14 protein-coding genes are annotated in these 17,164 nt (G+C 69.5%); 3 read left to right on the forward strand and 11 right to left on the reverse strand.

Annotated elements, in window-relative coordinates:
* Positions 1-225 precede the first annotated feature (225 nt).
* Genes NMI01S_RS24110 through NMI01S_RS24140 form a run of 7 tightly spaced genes read right to left on the reverse strand, consistent with a single transcriptional unit; the run spans position 226 to position 10,502 of the window.
* A complete protein-coding gene (locus NMI01S_RS24110) occupies positions 226-1,284 on the reverse strand; it encodes a UbiA prenyltransferase family protein (protein WP_063920832.1) in 1,059 nt (352 codons plus the stop codon).
* Complete coding sequence (locus NMI01S_RS24115) at positions 1,278-2,237, reverse strand: ScbA/BarX family gamma-butyrolactone biosynthesis protein (protein ID WP_063000680.1); 960 nt, start codon at positions 2,235-2,237, stop codon at positions 1,278-1,280. Before NMI01S_RS24115 ends, NMI01S_RS24110 begins: the two co-directional genes overlap by 7 nt.
* Positions 2,234-3,136, reverse strand: a complete 903-nt coding sequence (locus NMI01S_RS24120) for a nucleoside-diphosphate kinase (RefSeq protein WP_063000682.1) — start codon at positions 3,134-3,136, stop codon at positions 2,234-2,236. The genes NMI01S_RS24115 and NMI01S_RS24120 overlap by 4 nt, the downstream gene beginning before the upstream one ends.
* A complete protein-coding gene (locus tag NMI01S_RS24125; RefSeq protein ID WP_063000684.1) occupies positions 3,133-4,227 on the reverse strand; it encodes an SDR family oxidoreductase in 1,095 nt (364 codons plus the stop codon). The genes NMI01S_RS24120 and NMI01S_RS24125 overlap by 4 nt, the downstream gene beginning before the upstream one ends.
* On the reverse strand, positions 4,224-4,475 hold the full coding sequence (locus tag NMI01S_RS24130) for an acyl carrier protein (protein WP_039777059.1): 252 nt from the start codon (positions 4,473-4,475) through the stop codon (positions 4,224-4,226). The genes NMI01S_RS24125 and NMI01S_RS24130 overlap by 4 nt, the downstream gene beginning before the upstream one ends.
* Entirely contained in the window at positions 4,475-7,831 is a 3,357-nt protein-coding gene (locus NMI01S_RS24135) for an AMP-binding protein (protein ID WP_063000686.1), read from the reverse strand. Before NMI01S_RS24135 ends, NMI01S_RS24130 begins: the two co-directional genes overlap by 1 nt.
* Positions 7,821-10,502 carry a phosphoenolpyruvate synthase gene (locus NMI01S_RS24140; protein ID WP_245716993.1) on the reverse strand — a complete coding sequence of 894 codons (2,682 nt, stop codon included), beginning with the start codon at positions 10,500-10,502 and terminating at the stop codon, positions 7,821-7,823. Before NMI01S_RS24140 ends, NMI01S_RS24135 begins: the two co-directional genes overlap by 11 nt.
* A gap of 271 nt (positions 10,503-10,773) precedes the next feature.
* Between NMI01S_RS24140 and NMI01S_RS24145 the strand changes: the two genes are divergently transcribed.
* The 3 genes from NMI01S_RS24145 to NMI01S_RS24155 all read left to right on the forward strand — a co-directional run bounded on the left by NMI01S_RS24145 (position 10,774) and on the right by NMI01S_RS24155 (position 13,501).
* A complete protein-coding gene (locus NMI01S_RS24145; RefSeq protein WP_063000690.1) occupies positions 10,774-11,478 on the forward strand; it encodes an ESX secretion-associated protein EspG in 705 nt (234 codons plus the stop codon).
* Between the two features lie 368 nt (positions 11,479-11,846).
* A complete protein-coding gene (locus NMI01S_RS24150) occupies positions 11,847-12,221 on the forward strand; it encodes a soluble NSF attachment family protein (RefSeq protein WP_063000691.1) in 375 nt (124 codons plus the stop codon).
* Positions 12,218-13,501, forward strand: a complete 1,284-nt coding sequence (locus tag NMI01S_RS24155; RefSeq protein WP_063000693.1) for a superantigen-like protein SSL4 — start codon at positions 12,218-12,220, stop codon at positions 13,499-13,501. Before NMI01S_RS24150 ends, NMI01S_RS24155 begins: the two co-directional genes overlap by 4 nt.
* A gap of 58 nt (positions 13,502-13,559) precedes the next feature.
* Here NMI01S_RS24155 and proB read toward each other — a convergent pair whose 3' ends face one another.
* The 4 genes from proB to rplU all read right to left on the reverse strand — a co-directional run bounded on the left by proB (position 13,560) and on the right by rplU (position 16,998).
* The gene (gene proB / locus NMI01S_RS24160) at positions 13,560-14,678 is read right to left on the reverse strand and encodes a glutamate 5-kinase (RefSeq protein ID WP_063001058.1); all 1,119 of its coding nucleotides are present in this window, start codon (positions 14,676-14,678) and stop codon (positions 13,560-13,562) included.
* A 106-nt stretch (positions 14,679-14,784) separates the two neighbouring features.
* Entirely contained in the window at positions 14,785-16,245 is a 1,461-nt protein-coding gene (obgE, locus tag NMI01S_RS24165; RefSeq protein WP_063000695.1) for a GTPase ObgE, read from the reverse strand.
* 126 nt (positions 16,246-16,371) lie between these two features.
* On the reverse strand, positions 16,372-16,638 hold the full coding sequence (gene rpmA / locus NMI01S_RS24170) for a 50S ribosomal protein L27 (protein ID WP_025352062.1): 267 nt from the start codon (positions 16,636-16,638) through the stop codon (positions 16,372-16,374).
* A gap of 48 nt (positions 16,639-16,686) precedes the next feature.
* Positions 16,687-16,998 carry a 50S ribosomal protein L21 gene (gene rplU, locus NMI01S_RS24175; protein ID WP_030512746.1) on the reverse strand — a complete coding sequence of 104 codons (312 nt, stop codon included), beginning with the start codon at positions 16,996-16,998 and terminating at the stop codon, positions 16,687-16,689.
* Between the last annotated feature and the right edge of the window lie 166 nt (positions 16,999-17,164).

A 17,164-nucleotide genomic window follows, 5' to 3' on the forward strand; every position in this document is an offset into this window, starting at 1 on the left:
CGGAAGGGTCGTGGTTGCACCCGACGCCACGAACGAGACACCGGACCGCGAGCCCGACGCGGCAAGGGCAAACCGCGCCGGATCCGGTGTGCCGCACGATGCGAAGGGGGCAATCCTGCGGCGCCGGGTGCTACTTCCAAGCGTGCGCGCTCGCGGCGGCCCGGTCACTGCCCTTTCAGTGGCCTTCCGATGCCCCTGGGCCTGAGCCCCTGCCCGCCATGGGAACTATCGCCAGGTCACGGCCGTGGCGATGAGAATCAGATACGACACCAGTACGAATACCACAGCCGGAACGACGGGATACGCGCGGGTGGCCGAATCCGACTGGCCCGCATCGGGTGACGCCGGTCCGTCTCGCGCGGGCTCGGACGGCGGAACCGGTGGCCGCATCGGCGCCGGCGCGCGAGTCAGGAACGATCCGGCCGCGAGGACCGGAAGGAGCAACAGTCCCACCGGCGCCCACGCCAGCAACGCCCACGGCAGCGGACGGTCCCACGGCCGGCTCAGCGCGACCGCCGCACCGACCGCGAGGGCCGCGCAGCCCACGATCGCGACGACACTCCCCCGCACCCCCAGGACATTCGAGTAGTACCCCTGCCCCGGGCGTGGGTCCGCGGCTGTCTTGCGCGCGAATTCGAAGTGGAGGAAGGCGCCCGCGAAGATCAGCGCGACCCAGGCTGTCCGCCACCCGGAGTCGACCTGACCGGTGTCGATCGCCGAACGCACGAGGTACGCGATGATCCACAACTGCACCGGGTAGGTCACGGCCAGATTCAGCAGCAGGATGCCGCGCATCCGCGCCGATGCGCTCTCCAGCCCCCACAGCGCGAGGCCGTACCCCATCGCCGCGACGACGAGCACCGCCGACCACCACGACAGCAGCGACGACACCACCGTCAGCGTCACCGCGATCGCCCCGATCGCACCCCACAATTCGCCGACGCGCACTGCTCCCGTGACCAGCGGCCGGTCCGGGTTGTGCACTCGGTCGTAGTCGAGGTCCTTGATCTCGTCCACCATGCGCAGATACAGCAGCAGCACCGCGACGACGACGATTCGCACCGCCGTAGCCCATCCCGGACGCCATGCGAGGTCCGGATGTGACACTACCGCCGCGGTGCCCTCCACCGCCGCGACGAACATGATCGCGTAGAGCAGATGATGTGTTTCGTACCGCGCGCCGGTGAAGCGCGCGATGCGCCCGAGGGCCGATCCGGCGGCGCGACGGCGCCCCGGGGTCGCTGTCTGCTCGGACCGCCCGGTGGGCGCGGAACCGCTCAGCATTCCGCCTCGTCGGTGTCGTAGCGCAACCCGATGCGGGCGGCCACCGCACCGCACTGGTGGATTTCGCAATCGATCTGTCCCGGAACGGCATCCGAGGCGCGGGCCACACATTCGGCGCGGTGGTCCAGTTCCACGAACCGCTCGAAGGAACTGGAGACCCCGATCAGCCGGCTCGGCTCGGACACCGACATCGCGGTAACGGTCTGACGTGCCGCCTCGAGCAGCACACTGCCGGGCACGTGATCCACGGCGTGGTCGAACAGGATCGGATGCCCGGTGTCGATCGCCAACTCGGCGACCGCGGCCGCGCCGACGCGCCGCATCGGGCCGATCACCACATTGCGCCCGTTCGCCCGGCCCACGTCGACCGCCGCGGCCGACTGCCCGGGCGACAGCGCCGCGCCGATGTCGCCGAGGCCCAGCCCGGTGCGCAACCCGCCGCGCAGCGCCTCCCACCGCGACGGCGACACCCAGGTGAAGGATCCGTCCACGATCATCAACGGTTCACCGCCGCATTCGATGTCGAGCACCATATCCACCCCCCGCAGTACCTCCCCGCGCCGATAACGGCGTGAAATCTGCACCGACATCACCAGATCCGCGGGCGCCGGCCCGATCACCCAGCTGTCGCTCTCCGCGACCGCACCGTTGAAGGTGCGCACCACGAACCCGAAATCCTGTGGTACACCGAAGTATTCGTGCGTGAGAGCGATCGCCGCCTGCCGGGCGGCCTCCATCACCAGCATGGGATCGTAGGTGGCGTCCCACGGCGCCAGACGGTCGCCGTAGAAGGCATGCATGCGAGGTAGCTGGGCGCCGGCCACGAATTCGTCGGACCGCGCGGCATGTAGCGAGGTGACGAAGACCTCCGAAACCGCACAGCGGTGGGCGAGATGGCGGGAGATGGTGTGCACGTGGCTCGCGGTCGGGATGGTCGCGGTGTCGATCGTCATGGTCGTGCCTCCAACCAGTCGTGTGCGGATACCGGGGGCAGGGTCTGGCGCCGCCCGCCGTTGCGCATGGGCAGTACGTGGGAACCGAGGACGATGGCCGACCAGGGATCGATCGCGCGGCCGGTGGCCCAGGCGCGGCGCAGCAGCAGCGCACAGTCCTCGTCGCGGTCCGGATCGAAGTCCGCCGGAACATCACCGGCGTCGGCGAGCAGACGCGCGACGGCGGCCGAACGCCCGAAATCCCGTGCGGGAGTGCGGGAGTACAGCTCCGCGGCGCAGGCGGCGGCGTCGATCCCGCGGTCTGTCGCGGACTCGATCTCCCGCAGCACCCCCGCACGGGTGTCGGTGTCGAAATAGATCGCGAACTCGCGCAGCACGTCGGCCGGATCGTCGGGCGAATGCACCAGATTCAGCAGGTAGCTGTATCTGCCCAGCAGATACCGCAGTTCACCGGGGCGCCGCTTGCCCGGATCGGTGGGGCCCTTGGCCGCCGTGAGCCGCACCGAGGTCGGCAGTGCGGTGGGTTCGCCGGAGACGACGAGGACCAGCGCATCGGAGATCTCGGTCAGCAGATCGGCGAGCCGCCGCCGCTCCGGCGAAGCGATATTCCACGCGAAGTACCACAGCGCGCGCACCAGATGCCGGTCCACCGCACAGGTACGCGCCGCGACGACACAAAAATCGTTGTCCCGCAACCACCGCAGGGTCGGCTCGACCGCCCGGGCCACGATCGCATCCGGTTTCAGCAGCAGCAGCGAGTATCGGCGAGAGAAATCGGCCGCATCGAGTCCAGCCGCACCGAGCTCGTCGACCGTCTCCTGAACGTAGGTGTCCTCGGCATAGGCGGCCGCCTTGTCCGGCAGCGGGGTCGACGCCGCCAGCAGTTGCGCCAGAGTCATCGGCTGCCTCCCACTGTCGCGTCCGGGCCGAAGCGCGCCAGTACCTCCGACACCGACGGCAGTGGATCGCCGAGGTAACCGCTCTCCAGGCAGTGGTCCAGGAGCAGGCGCAGATACGGCTTGCCGCTCGGCGGGCAATCCCGTCCGAGCAGGGCGCGTGTCGCGGTGGTGTCGAACAGCGGGCGGCGGGCGAAGTAACTGGTGTAGAGCGCGCCGATGCGCTGGAAGTATTCGCGCTCCAGCGGTTCCAGATCCTCCACCGCGAACGAGGCCTCGGGCACGAAGGTCGCGACCTGGAAGGACGGATATTCGGCGAGGACGTCCGAGATGTCGCGCAGCGAGAGCGCATCGGCGCCGACGGCGTGAAACGTCTGCCCCGCAGCCGACTCGAAGTCGGTCGCGGCCGCAGTGATCACGTCGGCGACGAAGTCGACCGGTGCGGGCGCGATCGTGGCGTCGTAGCGGCCGGGCAGTGAGCGCAACTTGCCCTCGACGATCAGCTTCACCACGGTGTAGAGGTTCTTGTAATCGCGGATCACGCCCGTGCCGGTGGCGCCGGTGACGACGCCGGGGCGAACGACCGCCCAGCGCAGGCCCGGGGTGCAGCGCACCTGGCGTTCGGCCCGGAACTTACTGTCCTCGTAGCCGTTTCCGAAGGCCTGCCCGACATCGAGTTCCGCCTCGGCGACCACACCCGCCCGCATCCCGCACACGTAGGCGGTACTCACGTACACCAGCGGCACGTCCCAGCGCAGCGCCAGTTCGATCGCGTGCGCGGTGCCGCGCACGTTCAGTTCCTCGTAGTCGCCGGCGGTGGCGTCGAAGGCCGTGGTCGCGGCCGAGTGCACGATCATGCCGACGCGGGAACCGAGTTCGGCGGCGTCGTGCCGGGAGAGGCCGAAACCCAGCCGCCGGATGTCGCCGCGCACCGTCTCGATGGCGTCCAGCTCGGAACCGTCGTTGCGGATGATCCGCGCAGTGCTGTGCACCAACCCGACAACGGGCCGGCCCGCCGCGCCGAGGCGCGCCACCACCTCCGCACCGACCAAGCCGCCCGCGCCGGTCACCAGGACGGCGCCGTGTCCGGTCACAATCGCACCTCCTCGATCAGGGTCACCACATCCCCGATGCGGCGCACACCGGCAAGCTGTTCGGGCCGGTAACGCGGTAGTCCGAAGGCCTGTTCGAGGACCAGGGTCAGCTCCATCAAACGGAGTGAGTCGAATCCGAGATCCTCGATCAGCCGCAACCGGTCACCCGGTTCGGCGGGCGGAGCCGGGGCCATCGCGACGACGAGCCGGCGCACCCGTTCCGCCACTGGGCCGTCCACATTCGTCATCACTGTCCTCCGTCGCGCTGGTGGGGTTGCCGCCCGCCCGAGCCGAGCAGGTCGCGGGCCTCGTCGAGCGGCAGTTCGGCATCGAGATAGGCGGCCGGGCGCAGCCAGTCGTAGCTGATGTCGAGCGTGCGCCGCCATTGCTCCCGCGAATCGAACGACGCCGGAAACTGTGTGCCCCCGGCGATCTCACGCACGGCGGCCGCGAGTTCGTCCAGCACGGCCAGTTCGTCCAGGCCGCTCGCGCCCGATCCGAGGACCTCGGAGAAGCGCAGGGCCGACGCGCGGTCGACCAGCTCGCGTAGCGGTCCGGCATCCGGCACCATCGCGGCCAACGTCGGGCCGGGCGCGACATCCGGGGGCAGCGGGTGAATACCGTAGGTGGACAGCGCCATTCGCACGCACATCGCGATCACCCGATGCGCCGCGATATCGGCGACGGCACCCTGTCCCGCTTTCACCGCCCCCATCAGGTCCTCGCGGGCGTTCTCCAGCACCACGTTCGACCAGACCACCTCCATCGCGCAGGCGACGAATCGCTGGGCCGGAAGCGGTGACAGGGTCGCGATATCGCGGTCCGCGTCGCCACCGGCGAGCCCGAGCGCGGGCCTCCGCGTGGATGGAATCGGCGTGACCGGGCGTACCGGCTTGCACATGGCGAGCGCGGGACGCAGCGTCTCGCCGCCGCGCAGGGACAATCCGATGAAGCCCAGGCGGACGAACTCCGCGAGTTCGGTGCCGATCGGCGACCGGCGCAGTATGTCGGCGACCGACTTCCGGGCGACCACGCCGCGCCAGGCCGCGGCGCCGCGGTCGGAGAGTGCGAAGACGTCCCGATCGTCGCGGAGCACATGGATCCGGTCGCCGATGGGCCACGTGGTCACGCCGTCGACCCGGGCCAGCAGAATCCGATCGGGATCATCGGTGACGTCGTCGACGCCGAATCGCCGGGCCAGGGTGAGCGTCTCGCCGAGAGTGGCGGCGGCCGGGAGCGCGCGGTACGCGTCGACCTGCTCCGCGATATCGGGATCGGCCGCCACGATCCGATCGAGTTGTCGCGGAACCCATTTCGTCTCGACATAGGTCTCACCGCGCGTCGCGGCCCACGATTTGACCGCCTGGAGCAGGCCGTCGCGCGCCCACCCGCCGGCTTCCGCGTCGGCGCCCATGGCGCGCAGGGCGACCGCGAACCACAGCGCGTGGCGGCTGCGCCGCGCCCACCAGCCGGACACGGTCCCGGCGAAGCCGTCGGCGGGCAGCAGCGCCAGCAACCCGTCCAGATCCACGGCCGCGCTCGACCGCACCACCGTCGCATTCCGGAACCGCTGGCAGCGGTTCAGCACGTCCTCGTCGAGATCGCCGCCGGCACCGGTCACGCGCTCGAGTTGCGCGCGCAGTTGCGCCTCGGACCGCGTGCGGATCTCGATGCGGCGGCCGTCGGCGAACACCACGGTCGGTAGCGTCGGCATCTGGTCGTCACCGGGCGCCACGATCAGGAAGTCGATATCGGAACCCTCGTTGCCGAACCCCTCCGCCAGCGACCCCTCGAACAGGGCGGCGGAATTCGGTGGGATCGAGACCGTTTCCAGTGCCGCGGCCAGCAGCCGCTCGGCACGATCGAGCGACAGCGCCGGCGCGGTGGAGACACTCGTCGCGGTGGTGTCGGCGCCGGGGTGTTCGGTGGCGCCCGCCAATCGTCCTTCCGTGTAGAGCCGCCACATGTGGCGTCGACGTGGTTTGCCGCTCGAGGTGCGGCGGATGAAGCCGCGCGGTCCGGTGACGACGCCGACGGTGCCCGCGGGCCCCAGTTCGCCGCGCACCACGGTCCGGGTCCGGGTGATCCACTCCCCGGGCGCGGTTTCGGCGAAGAGCACGATGCCGGGTGCGGCGCCGCCGGTCAGGGAGACCGCCGCGAGCTTTCCCTTGGTGATCCCGGTTTCGCGCGCCACCCGGGACTCGATGTCCTCCATGAACACCGACCGGCCCCGCACCTTCAGGCTCGTGCCCATCCGGCCCAGCACGAAAACCTCGTCACGGTAACGGAATCCGGCGTCGCCGGTATAGAGCCGGCCGTCGGTGATGCGGGTCGCGCCACCGGCACCGTCGGTATACCCGAGTGCGACCGAATCGCCGATCACCACCATTTCGCCGAGCACTCCGTCGGGCAGTTCGCGACCGTCCTCGTCCACCACCACGACGGTGGATTCGGGAGTGGAGTAGCCGAGGCCGGTGATCCAGCCGGGGCCGCTCACCCAGCGGTCGTCGGCGAGTGCGACCTCGGCGACGATACGCACCGGCTCACCGGGGCGCAGGGTCGCGGTATCGACCCGCAGGGCCGTGAGCGGCCGATCGCGCGCCGAGGAGGTGACCATCAGCGTGGCCTCGGCCAGACCGTAGGCGAGGGTGTAGGCCCGAGCGGAGAACCCGCGCGCGCCGGTGAGTTCGGCGAAGGACCGCAGATCCTCGACTTCGACCGGTTCGGAGCCGACCGCCAGGGTCCGCCATCCCGACAGGTCCAGATCCGCGATGTCGTCCGGCGAAACACGGTGTGCGACATAGCCGAGCGCGAACGACGGCGAGGGCGAGTGCTGGGCGTGTGCCATCGCCCGCAGCCAGCGCGCGGGATCGCGCACGAACTGATCGGGCCGCATCAGATACAGGTCCCCCTGATTGGCGACGGTGGTGAGAAATGCGCCGACCAGGCCCATATCGTGGTAGAGCGGCAGCCACGAGACCATCGCCTCGCCGGGTCGCCAGTCGATCAGCCGGCTGATCATCCGGATGTTGTTGGCCAGGTTGTGCCACGACACCCGCACGCCGCGTGGCGTTCCGGTCGACCCGGAGGTGAACTGCAGCAGTGCCGTTTCCGCGGCGGGTGCGAGCGTCCGGTCGGCGGGCGATCCGGTGTCGCCGACGACGACCGGTTCGTCGGCACGCCCGGCCGCCGTCATCGCCTCACGGACCAGCGCTTCGAGTTCCACGGAGGTCACGACCACGCGGGGCGCGGCCTGGTCGAGGATCGCCGCGACATGCGCGATGTACTGGGCCATATCGGCGAACATGGGCGGGGCGATGGGCGTGAACACTCCGCCACACGCCCACACCGCGTAAAAGGCCGCGACACAGGGGAATCCGGTCGGCATGACGACGCATACCCCGGCCTCGTCACCGCCCCCCAAACCCCGTTCGCGGAGCCGGCCCGCGACCGACCAGGTCAGCTCGGCGAGTTCCGCATAGCTGCGGAACTGCCAGCCGTTCTCTTCGTCGGCGAGGTGGATTCCGGTGGCGGTGGCGGGATGCACCAGCCAGCCGCGCACCAATGCCTGGTCGTCGTCGGTGTTCCGCAGGTCACTGGGCATCGGCTGCCTCCCCTTCTTCGAGCACGGTGACGGTTCCGCTGCTGCCGTCGACCCGCAACGGCATACCGGTCCGGACGGATCTGGTGACACCCGGAATCTGCACCACCGTCGGCACACCGAGTTCGCGCGCGACGATGGCGACATGGGTGAGCGGGCTGCCCCGCTCGACGACGAGAGCCGTCGCCGAAGGCAGCACCGCCACCCACCCCGGATCGGTTCGATAGGTGACGAGCACACCTCCCGCCACGTCGCGCGGCTCGTCGACAACCACCGCCGGGCCCGTGCCGATCCCACCACCCGACGGCGTCCCGGTGAACACCGAACCCGCTGTCGCGGCCGGGGTGTCGGTGATCGGCACCCAGCCGGCCGCCGCCAGTTCGGCCGGGCCGAAACCGCCACCGTGGGTGACGAAGCGGGCCGGTGCGACCAGGCGCGCGTCGGCGGCGCGCTGCTGTTTGCGGGCGGCGACCACCGCCCGCAGACCGGCCGTCTCGCCGCCCTCGTAGCAGCTGCGCAATTGCGGCAGCGTCAGGTAGAACACGTCGGAGAATTCGTCGATGATATTGCGCCGCACCAGGTCTCGTCCCATGATTCGAAGGGTTCGCTTGACCATGCCGAAGGCGCGGGTGCGGCAGAAGCGCAGACTTTCCCGATGCCCCGCGCAGCGAGACACCTTGCGCCGCAAGCGTTCGTAGATCGCGCGGCGCCAACCGCGCAGATGGGTATCCAGATATCGTTGCGCGTCGTCGGCGGCGCGGTCCTGTTGTTCCGGCAGCGCGGCCAGCACCATGACGAACAGGCCCGACGGATCCTCCCGCAGATCCGGAGTCTCGAGCTTCAGTTCGTCGAGGCTGCGGTAGCCGTAGCGGTCGATGTACTCGTCCACCCGCGCCCGGAATTCGTCGTGACCAGCGGTGACCAGCGCGTCGTACATGCCCTCCGGGGCTGTACTCTCCATCAGCTTGCGCAGATCCGCGTTCTCCCGCACGCTCGCCGCGAGCGCCGACATGGCACGCGCCGGCTCGGCGGATTCGACGTCGGCCCCGGGCCCGGCGACGGCGTAGAGGAACCACTCCGGCGCCTTCGGCAGAAAGATCCGGGTGAGGACGTACAGCAGGCCGGTGAGGGTCAGCAGCATCGCGTCCAGAACCATCATCGGAGCCCAGCGGTGCACCAGTTCCCGATCGAGTTCGCGATAGCGGGCGTAGGCCTGCGCCCCGGTGTCGGCGCTGTCGTCGTGGGATTCGAAATCGTCGTAGACGCGGTAGAACTCGTCGAGGAACCGCCGCATCATCGCGTCGATCCCGGCGATGCGGCGCAGATAGATCGCGGTGGTACGAGCCCGGGACACCACCCGTCGCAGCGGATTGCCGAAGGTGAACGGGCGCAACGTCTTCGCGATATCATCCGGCAGTGGTTCGGCCACGCCGAGCGCGGCCTCGAGTACACGGCGGTTGAGCGCATAACCCGGCGCGATGCCGACCATTCGATACCAGTGCAGCAGGTTGTAGTAGACGCGGCCGTGAAAGTAGCCGAGCAGCACCGGAGTCCAGTTGTCGGTCTGCGCGACCTGAGGCCGGGGCACCCCCAGGGATTCGGCATATCCGCGATACACCCGGCCGTAGATATCGGCCGCGGTGGTGAAGGTGAGCGGTGAGGTGATGCCGCTGAAACTCTCGATGATGTTGGAGTTGTCCCAGATTCGCAGATCGCCGTCGGGCACCGCTTCACCGGCGCCGCGCAACGGGTCCCCCACCGCCGTGGTCACCGGTCGCGCCTGCAGCACCCAGAGCCGGCCCTCCGCGTCGAAGGCCCACTCGACGTCCTGCGGGGCGTTCGTCGCGGTCTCGATCCGGCGACCGACCTCGATCAGCCGGGTCACCTGCTCCGGAGTGAGCGCCGGGCGTGCGCGCAGCGCGGGATCGACGTCCACCGCGATACAGCCCTGGTCGCCGTCGGGACGGTAGCGAGTCGCCTTCTCACCCAGGATCGTATCGATCGTCGTGCCCGAAAGCTTGTCCACGACAATGGTATCGGCGTCCACTGCGCCGGAGACCAGCCCTTCGCCCAGACCGTAGACGGCGCTGATCAGCATTCGGTCCGTGGCGCCGGTGCTCGGGTCGCAGGTGAACAGCACACCGCTGGTTTCCGCCGCGATCAGGCGCTGCACGACGACCGCCGGCATCTCCGGGAGCGCCAGTCCGTGCGCGAAGCAGTAGTTGATCACCCGCGGTGACAACGCCGACGCCCAGCAGGCGGTCACCACCGAGGCGATCGCTTCGGCCCCCGACACGTTCAGGAACGAATCGAACTGCCCGGCAAACGAATACGTGGTGCCGTCCTCTACCGCCGCCGAGGACCGGACTGCCACCGGGGCACGGCCCAGGCGCTGCCACACCTCGTCCATCGCCGCGACGAGGGCATCCGGGGGCGTGGCGGTCATGATGCTCGCACGTAACCGGGCGCCGCGAGCCAGCGCCTCGTCGAGATCGCTCGCGCGAACGAATTCCGCTGCCGCCGAGATGATCTCGGCAGGCATGTGCTCGAACATCTCCGGCTCGACGACCAGCCAATCCGGCACCGGCAACGACGCATCGCGCAACCGACGCAGACCGGCCGCTTTCCCGCCGGCATCCGCCGCTTCGGCAAGGCCCGCTTCGGATTCGTGCACCAGGTCTCCTGTCATCGCGGACCGTGCGCCTGCCCAGCGGTCGCTCCGCAGAGTTCGTAACGGTATATATGAAATGTTTGCGTTTCGGAATACCGGTGATCGGACATCCGACAGGCCGCGGTGCGCAGGCGGTCACCGGGGCGTTGTCTCGATATACCGGCCGCCCTCGCCGGTGTTAACCGAAATCCGAACAAGATCGGCTAGCCGCCCGCCGGGAGCGCGGCTACGCTACGTTCAGGCTCGTGACGATCGGTGGAGGGTGTAATTCGGCGTGAGTTGGTCATTCACACCGGACGAGTTCGCGCACATCTGGCGCGAAACGGACCTCGATCGCCATCCCTTCCCCCTTCGCATCCTCGAAACCCCACGCACCGAGGACGAGGCGGCGACCTTGCGCAAGACCCTCGAGGCACGGCTGCCGCTCGGCGCGGACCCCGACCTTTCCGCATGTCTGCGCATCCTGGCCGCGCCGCACACCCGCGTGGTCGCGATCGGCGGCGCACACAGCCCGGGGACCGAGATCCGGGCAGTGGCCGCGGCGATCTACGACCACGCCGTGCTCGCGATCCAGGAACCGGGACGCACACCCGGATTCGGCGGGTCCATCCGATTGTCGATCGGGCATACCACCAAACTGGGCGCCCGCATCGCCGCGCTGCTGCCCGACTGCCCGGCCGGAGGTGAACCCGCCCGCTCGGCACCGACCGAGGCGGTGCGCGACGACGACTGCCCGCGGCCCGCCTCACCGCCGGCGCCGCGCATCCGCCGCCTGCTGCTGAAACCGCATACCGCCGAAGGACATATCCGCATCGAGGCCGGCCTGGACCGGCCCACACCGCCCGCGCCGCTGTACTACACGTGGATCGACGTCGCCGAGGACGGGCGCTATCTCATCAAGGCGGGCGACGAAGTCCATATCGTCCCCGCGAGCCGGCAGCAGATCGGCACTCACCTGCAAAAACGCATTCCGCGATGATCGTGACTGGCACGGATTCGGGCAACTCGGGCTGACCGGACATCCCCGGAACCAGTAAGCTGGGTCGACCTGCAGCCTCACCGGGCAGCCGCCTCCGGGCGTTCCCCGTCAGGCTGTGTGATTGCAGCCCGATGGGGAGCCCTACGTGGTAACGCTCCGCTGCCGCCTCCGGGCTTTCCCCATTAGGCTGTGCGATTTGCAGCCCAATGGGGAGCCCTACGTGGTAACGCTCCGCTGCCGCCTCCGGGCTTTCCCCATTAGGCTGTGCGATTTGCAGCCCAATGGGGAGCCCTACGTGGTAACGCTCCGCTGCCGCCTCCGGGCTTTCCCCATTAGGCTGGTCGGACCGACCGATCTCAGGGGTGCGCATGACGATCGAGACCAGCCAGGCCGATATCACCCGTTTCTTGCAGGCCGCGCGCGGGGGAACCGTCACCTTCGATCCGGCGGCCGCGCGTGGGTGCGCGGAGATCTACCAGCAGCAGGCCGACCGGCTTCGGGAACTACAGCAGCGCCTCGATTCGGTGGCGCAGCTCAGCGGATTCGGGGGCTTCTTCTCCGCACAGCAGTTGCAGGCCGGTTTCGGCCGCAAGGCGCGCGATGCGGCCGAACTACTCGACCAGTACATCGCCGCCGCCTACCGCATGAAAGAGGCTTTCCTGACCAGCGCCGGGCTCTACGAGGAGGCCGATTCCGCGCATGCGGCCGCGCTGCGGGCGACCTCGTCCGGACTGGCACGATGAGCGCCGAATTCCGTTACGGGCCGGCCGCGTCGCACACCGACCCCCAATACGTCAGCGCCATGGAACATTTCGAGTCCATGACGCACGAACAGATCCATACCGGGACCGAGAAGATCGAGGCCGGTGAGATTCTGCAGGCCTCCCTGATCTGGCTGGAGGCGGCCGCCACGCTGACCGGCTCCATGCCGGCCACCCGCTCACAGGCCGAGCGAATCATGGACCACGCCGGCTGGCAGGGCCCGGCCGCCGAGGCCGCTGCCGCCAGCGCGCACAGTTTCGCCGCCTCCGTCGACGAATTGGCCGCCGTCTTCGGCGAGGTCGGTGCGCGGCTCGGTGCGGTCGCCGGAGCAGCGGAAGCAGTCAAATTGGCGGTACCTCCCCCAGGCGATTCCGGGCCGGTGGGCGCCATCGCCCGAGTGCTGGAGGCCGCGCACGTGATCGATGCGCGCATCGCCCAGGAGGTCATGCGTCAGGAGGCGATTCTGGCGATGAACATGATCTACAAACCGGCCTACTCCGCGGCGGGCACCGCGGTCCCGGCGCTGCCCGAACCCCCGGCACAAGCCGACCCGGCCGGACCGCGGCCCAGCGCTCCCGCCCGACCGAACGGCGACCAGCCGCAATCGCTCGACAGCCCTACGGCCCCACCGTCGTCCGAGCCGGAACCCTCGACACCGGAGCAGGCTCCCGACTCGGCCACTGTGCCCGGCACACCCGCGTCGCCGCAGCCACCGCCCGCACCCGCACCCGCACCCGCACCCGCACCCGCACCCGCACCCGCACCCGCACCCGAGAGCCCGGCACCTGCGCCTCCGCAGACGCAACCCACACCCGGCGATCCGGCACCGAGTTCGTCGGCCCCGGCACCCGCCGCGCCGACGCACGATCCGGGCCCAGCGCCGACCCCCGCGCCGCCGTCCTCTTCCGCCCCCACCTCGCCGGACCCGGCGCAGCCGCCCGCACCGTCCGGACCGGGCAGTCCGGTGCCGCCGCCGGGTCCCCCGACGCCCGATCCGCATGCCGCACCGCCCATCACCCCCGCCCCCACCACACCGGCCCCGGCGCCATCCGACACCCCCGCACCACAGTCGCCCGACCCGTCGGCATCCGCTCCACCGCCGCAACCCCCCACGCCCGCACCACCTCCCGCACCGGGCGCTCCCGATCCGTCGGCGCCTCCGCTCACCGACCAGGAAGGTCAGCCGGGTATCACCGGTCCCATCCCCGACACCGATACGCCGACGACTCCCGACCAGCCCGGGGTCTCTCCGCCGGGCTGATCAGTATTCGGACACCGAGATTTCGGCGGTCCGGCGGCGCCCGGGAGCACCGAGATCCCTACACCTTCACCAGATCGTCGGCGTGAATGACGGGACGCTGCATACCTTCCGGCAGTTCGGAGGTGGAATGGCCTGCCATGGCCTGCAGTTCCGTGCTGTCGTATTCCACGACGCCCCGCGCCACCGTGCGGCCGTCGGGGGCGAGCAGGTCGACCACGTCGCCGCCGTAGAAGCGGCCCCTGACGCCGGTGATACCGGCGGCGAGGAGTGAGCGGCGCGAATGCGCGACGGCTCTGACGGCGCCGGCGTCGAGGTGGATGGCGCCGCGGCTGTCGGCGGCATGGCGAACCCAGAACTTGCGGGCCGACAACCGGACCGGACGCGCGGCGAAGGCCGTGCCCACCGAGGCGTCGCGCAGGGCCAGCGCCGCATCGGAGGCGGCTGCCAGCAGGACGGGCACGCCGGCGTCGGCGGCGAGGCGGGCGGCCGAGAGCTTCGACGCCATACCGCCGGTGCCGAGAGCGCCACCGCTACCGGCGATCACACCGTCGAGGTCGGCGCTGCTGCGCACCTCGGGAATGAATGTGGCGGCGCCCTTGCGGGGGTCGCCGTCGTAAAGACCGTCCACGTCCGACAGCAGGACCAGCGCGTCCGCACCGACCAGATGCGCCACCAGCGCGGCCAGCCGGTCGTTGTCGCCGAAGCGAATCTCCTCGGTGGCGATGGTGTCGTTCTCGTTGACCACCGCGACCGCGTGCAGGGCGCGCAACCGGTCGAGGGTGCGCTGCGCGTTGCGGTGGTGTTCGCGGCGGGCGAAGTCACCCGCCGTCAGCAGCACCTGGCCCACCACGCGGTCGAATCGGGCGAACGAGGTGCCCCAGGCGTGGGCCAAGGCCAATTGGCCGACGCTTGCCGCGGCCTGTTTCGTCGCGAGATCCCTTGGGCGGGCGGCCAATCCGAGCGGGGCGATGCCGGCGCCGATCGCACCGGACGACACCACCACCACATCCGAGCCGGCGCGCATCCGCGCCTCGATCGCGTCGGCGAGCTTGTCCAGGCGCGCGGTGTCGAGTCCGCCCTCGAGGCTGGTCAGCGCCGATGAGCCGATCTTGACCACCACGCTGCGCGCGGTCCGGATCGACTGCCGAGTAGTTACCGCTCCCTTGTCAGAATCCACCTGTGTCACAACAACACTCACTCACTTGTCACGCCACTACGGTGGCGCACGACGACAACCGGACCGAGACGCCCGCGCACACCGGAGATACCGGCGTGGCGGGCGATCACGGTTGGTCCTCGTCCTCCGAGACCAGGCCGCGGCGTACCCGGGAGGCATGTTTGCGCTCGGCGGCGGAGATGCGGTCGGTCTGGTCCAGGCGGGGGTCGGTCCCGCGCCCGGTCATCACCATATCGACACCGGCCGAAATCTGCGGCTCCCATTCGAAGCTCACATCGCCGATGGTGACCTCGGCACCGGGCACCGCTCCCTGGCGGACCAGCTCGTCCTCGACGCCGAGACGTGCGAGCCGGTCGGCGAGGTAGCCGACGGCCTCGTCGTTGTCGAACTGCGTTTGGCGCACCCACCTTTCGGGGCGCTCGCCGCGGACGATGAATCCGCCCTCGACCTCCGGATCGGGTTCGACGGTGAAGCCGGTCTCCCCGGCCACGACGGGCCGGATCACCGGACGCTTCGGCGCCGCCTTCGGATGCGCCTCGCGATATTCGCGGACCATATCGGCCAGCGCGAAGGTCAACGGGCGCAAACCTTCCCGGCTCACCGCGGAAATCGTGAACACCGGCCAGCCGCGTTCGGTGAACTCGGGCGTCACCATCTCGGCCAATTCGGCGGCGTCGGGGATATCGGCCTTGTTGAGGATGACCACGCGGGGCCGGTCGGCCAGATCGCCCAATCCGGCGTCGGCCTGCAGGGCCGGGCGGTAGGCGGCCAGTTCGGCCTCGAGCGCGTCGACATCGGAGATCGGGTCGCGGCCGGGTTCCAGTGTCGCGCAATCGACTACGTGGGCCAGCACCGCGCACCGCTCGAGATGCCGCAGGAAGTCCAGGCCCAGGCCGCGCCCGTCGCTGGCGCCGGGAATCAGGCCCGGCACATCGGCGACGGTGAAGGTGGTGTCACCGCTGGAGACCACGCCGAGGTTCGGCACCAGCGTGGTGAACGGGTAATCGGCGATCTTGGGCTTGGCCGCCGAGAGCACCGAGACGAGTGAGGACTTTCCGGCCGACGGGAAACCGACCAGGCCGACATCGGCCACGGATTTGAGTTCGAGAACGAGGTCGCGCTCCTCGCCCTCCTCACCCAGCAGGGCGAAGCCGGGGGCCTTGCGGGCGCGCGACACCAGCGCCGCGTTGCCGAGGCCGCCGCGGCCACCGCGCGCCGCCACGAACCGGGTGCCCGCGCCGATCAGATCGGCGACCACCTCACCGTCGTCGTCGATGACGACCGTGCCGTCGGGAACCTTCAGCAGTAGTTCCCCGCCCTGTTTGCCGTCGCGATTGCCACCCTCGCCGGGTTTGCCGTTACCGGCCTTGGCGTGCGGGTGGAAGTGGAAGTCCAGCAGCGTGTGCACATTCGGGTCGACTTCGAGGATCACATCCCCGCCGTTGCCGCCGTTACCACCGTCGGGTCCGCCGAGCGGCTTGTACTTCTCCCGATGCACCGAGGCACAGCCATGACCGCCCTTACCGGCGCGGACGTGCAGTACCACACGATCGATGAATTTGGACATGCCAGCTGGACCTCTGTGTTTCGGTGGACGGTGGTGGTGAGCCTCCCGGAACGGCGAACGGGCCAGGGTTTATCTGCTAAACCCTGGCCCGCTTCGAAGAGTGTGTGGAGAAGGCTCCGGCGCGGCTCAGGCCTGCGCCGGCTCCGGTACCACGATGTTGACGGTCTTGCGGCCACGCTTGGTGCCGAACTGGACCGCGCCCGCCTCGAGGGCGAACAGTGTGTCGTCACCGCCACGACCGACGTTGACGCCGGGGTGGAAGTGGGTTCCGCGCTGGCGAACCAGGATCTCACCGGCCTTGACGGCCTGGCCGCCGAAGCGCTTCACGCCGAGCCGCTGAGCATTGGAATCGCGACCGTTGCGAGAGCTGGACGCACCCTTCTTATGTGCCATGGCTGAAAACTCCTCGATTCGAAACCGGGTGGTTTCGCTAGGTCGAAATTACTTGATGCCGGTGACCTTCAGGACCGTCAGCTTCTGACGGTGGCCCTGACGCTTGTGGTAGCCGGTCTTGTTCTTGAACTTGTGGATCCGGATCTTCGGGCCCTTGGTCTGCTCGACCACTTCGGCGGACACCGAAACCTTGGCCAGCTTGTCGGCATCGGTAGTCAGCTCGGCGCCGTCAACCACCAGCACCGGCGACAGCGATACGGCCGTGCCCGGTTCACCCTCGATCTTCTCGACCTTCACCAGGTCACCGACCGCGACCTTGTACTGCTTTCCGCCGGTCTTGACGATCGCGTACGTTGCCATCGGTCGGCTGCCCTCTTTCCTCAACTAGTGCTCGGCACTCTGCTCCTACGGCCGCCTGCCGGTGGACACCGGAAACCGCCGTACGACTGGTCTGATAGTCACCGCCGCCTCGGTACTTCTTCCGCACCGGAGGGCTCGTTTCGAGCCGGATCTCATGACAGCGCAG

Origin of the sequence: Nocardia mikamii NBRC 108933 (assembly GCF_001613505.1) — a bacterium.
In the GTDB taxonomy this organism is placed as follows: domain Bacteria; phylum Actinomycetota; class Actinomycetes; order Mycobacteriales; family Mycobacteriaceae; genus Nocardia; species Nocardia mikamii.

Bases quoted from the DNA above. Each gene is read 5' to 3' on its own strand.
- NMI01S_RS24115 (WP_063000680.1), bottom strand. From the start codon at position 2,237: ATGACGATCGACACCGCGACCATCCCGACCGCGAGCCACGTGCACACC.
- rplU (WP_030512746.1), bottom strand. From the start codon at position 16,998: ATGGCAACGTACGCGATCGTCAAGACCGGCGGAAAGCAGTACAAGGTC.
- obgE (WP_063000695.1), bottom strand. From the start codon at position 16,245: ATGTCCAAATTCATCGATCGTGTGGTACTGCACGTCCGCGCCGGTAAG.
- NMI01S_RS24135 (WP_063000686.1), bottom strand. From the start codon at position 7,831: ATGCCCAGTGACCTGCGGAACACCGACGACGACCAGGCATTGGTGCGC.
- NMI01S_RS24110 (WP_063920832.1), bottom strand. From the start codon at position 1,284: ATGCTGAGCGGTTCCGCGCCCACCGGGCGGTCCGAGCAGACAGCGACC.
- NMI01S_RS24155 (WP_063000693.1), top strand. From the start codon at position 12,218: ATGAGCGCCGAATTCCGTTACGGGCCGGCCGCGTCGCACACCGACCCC.
- NMI01S_RS24150 (WP_063000691.1), top strand. From the start codon at position 11,847: ATGACGATCGAGACCAGCCAGGCCGATATCACCCGTTTCTTGCAGGCC.
- NMI01S_RS24130 (WP_039777059.1), bottom strand. From the start codon at position 4,475: ATGACGAATGTGGACGGCCCAGTGGCGGAACGGGTGCGCCGGCTCGTC.
- rpmA (WP_025352062.1), bottom strand. From the start codon at position 16,638: ATGGCACATAAGAAGGGTGCGTCCAGCTCTCGCAACGGTCGCGATTCC.
- NMI01S_RS24120 (WP_063000682.1), bottom strand. From the start codon at position 3,136: ATGACTCTGGCGCAACTGCTGGCGGCGTCGACCCCGCTGCCGGACAAG.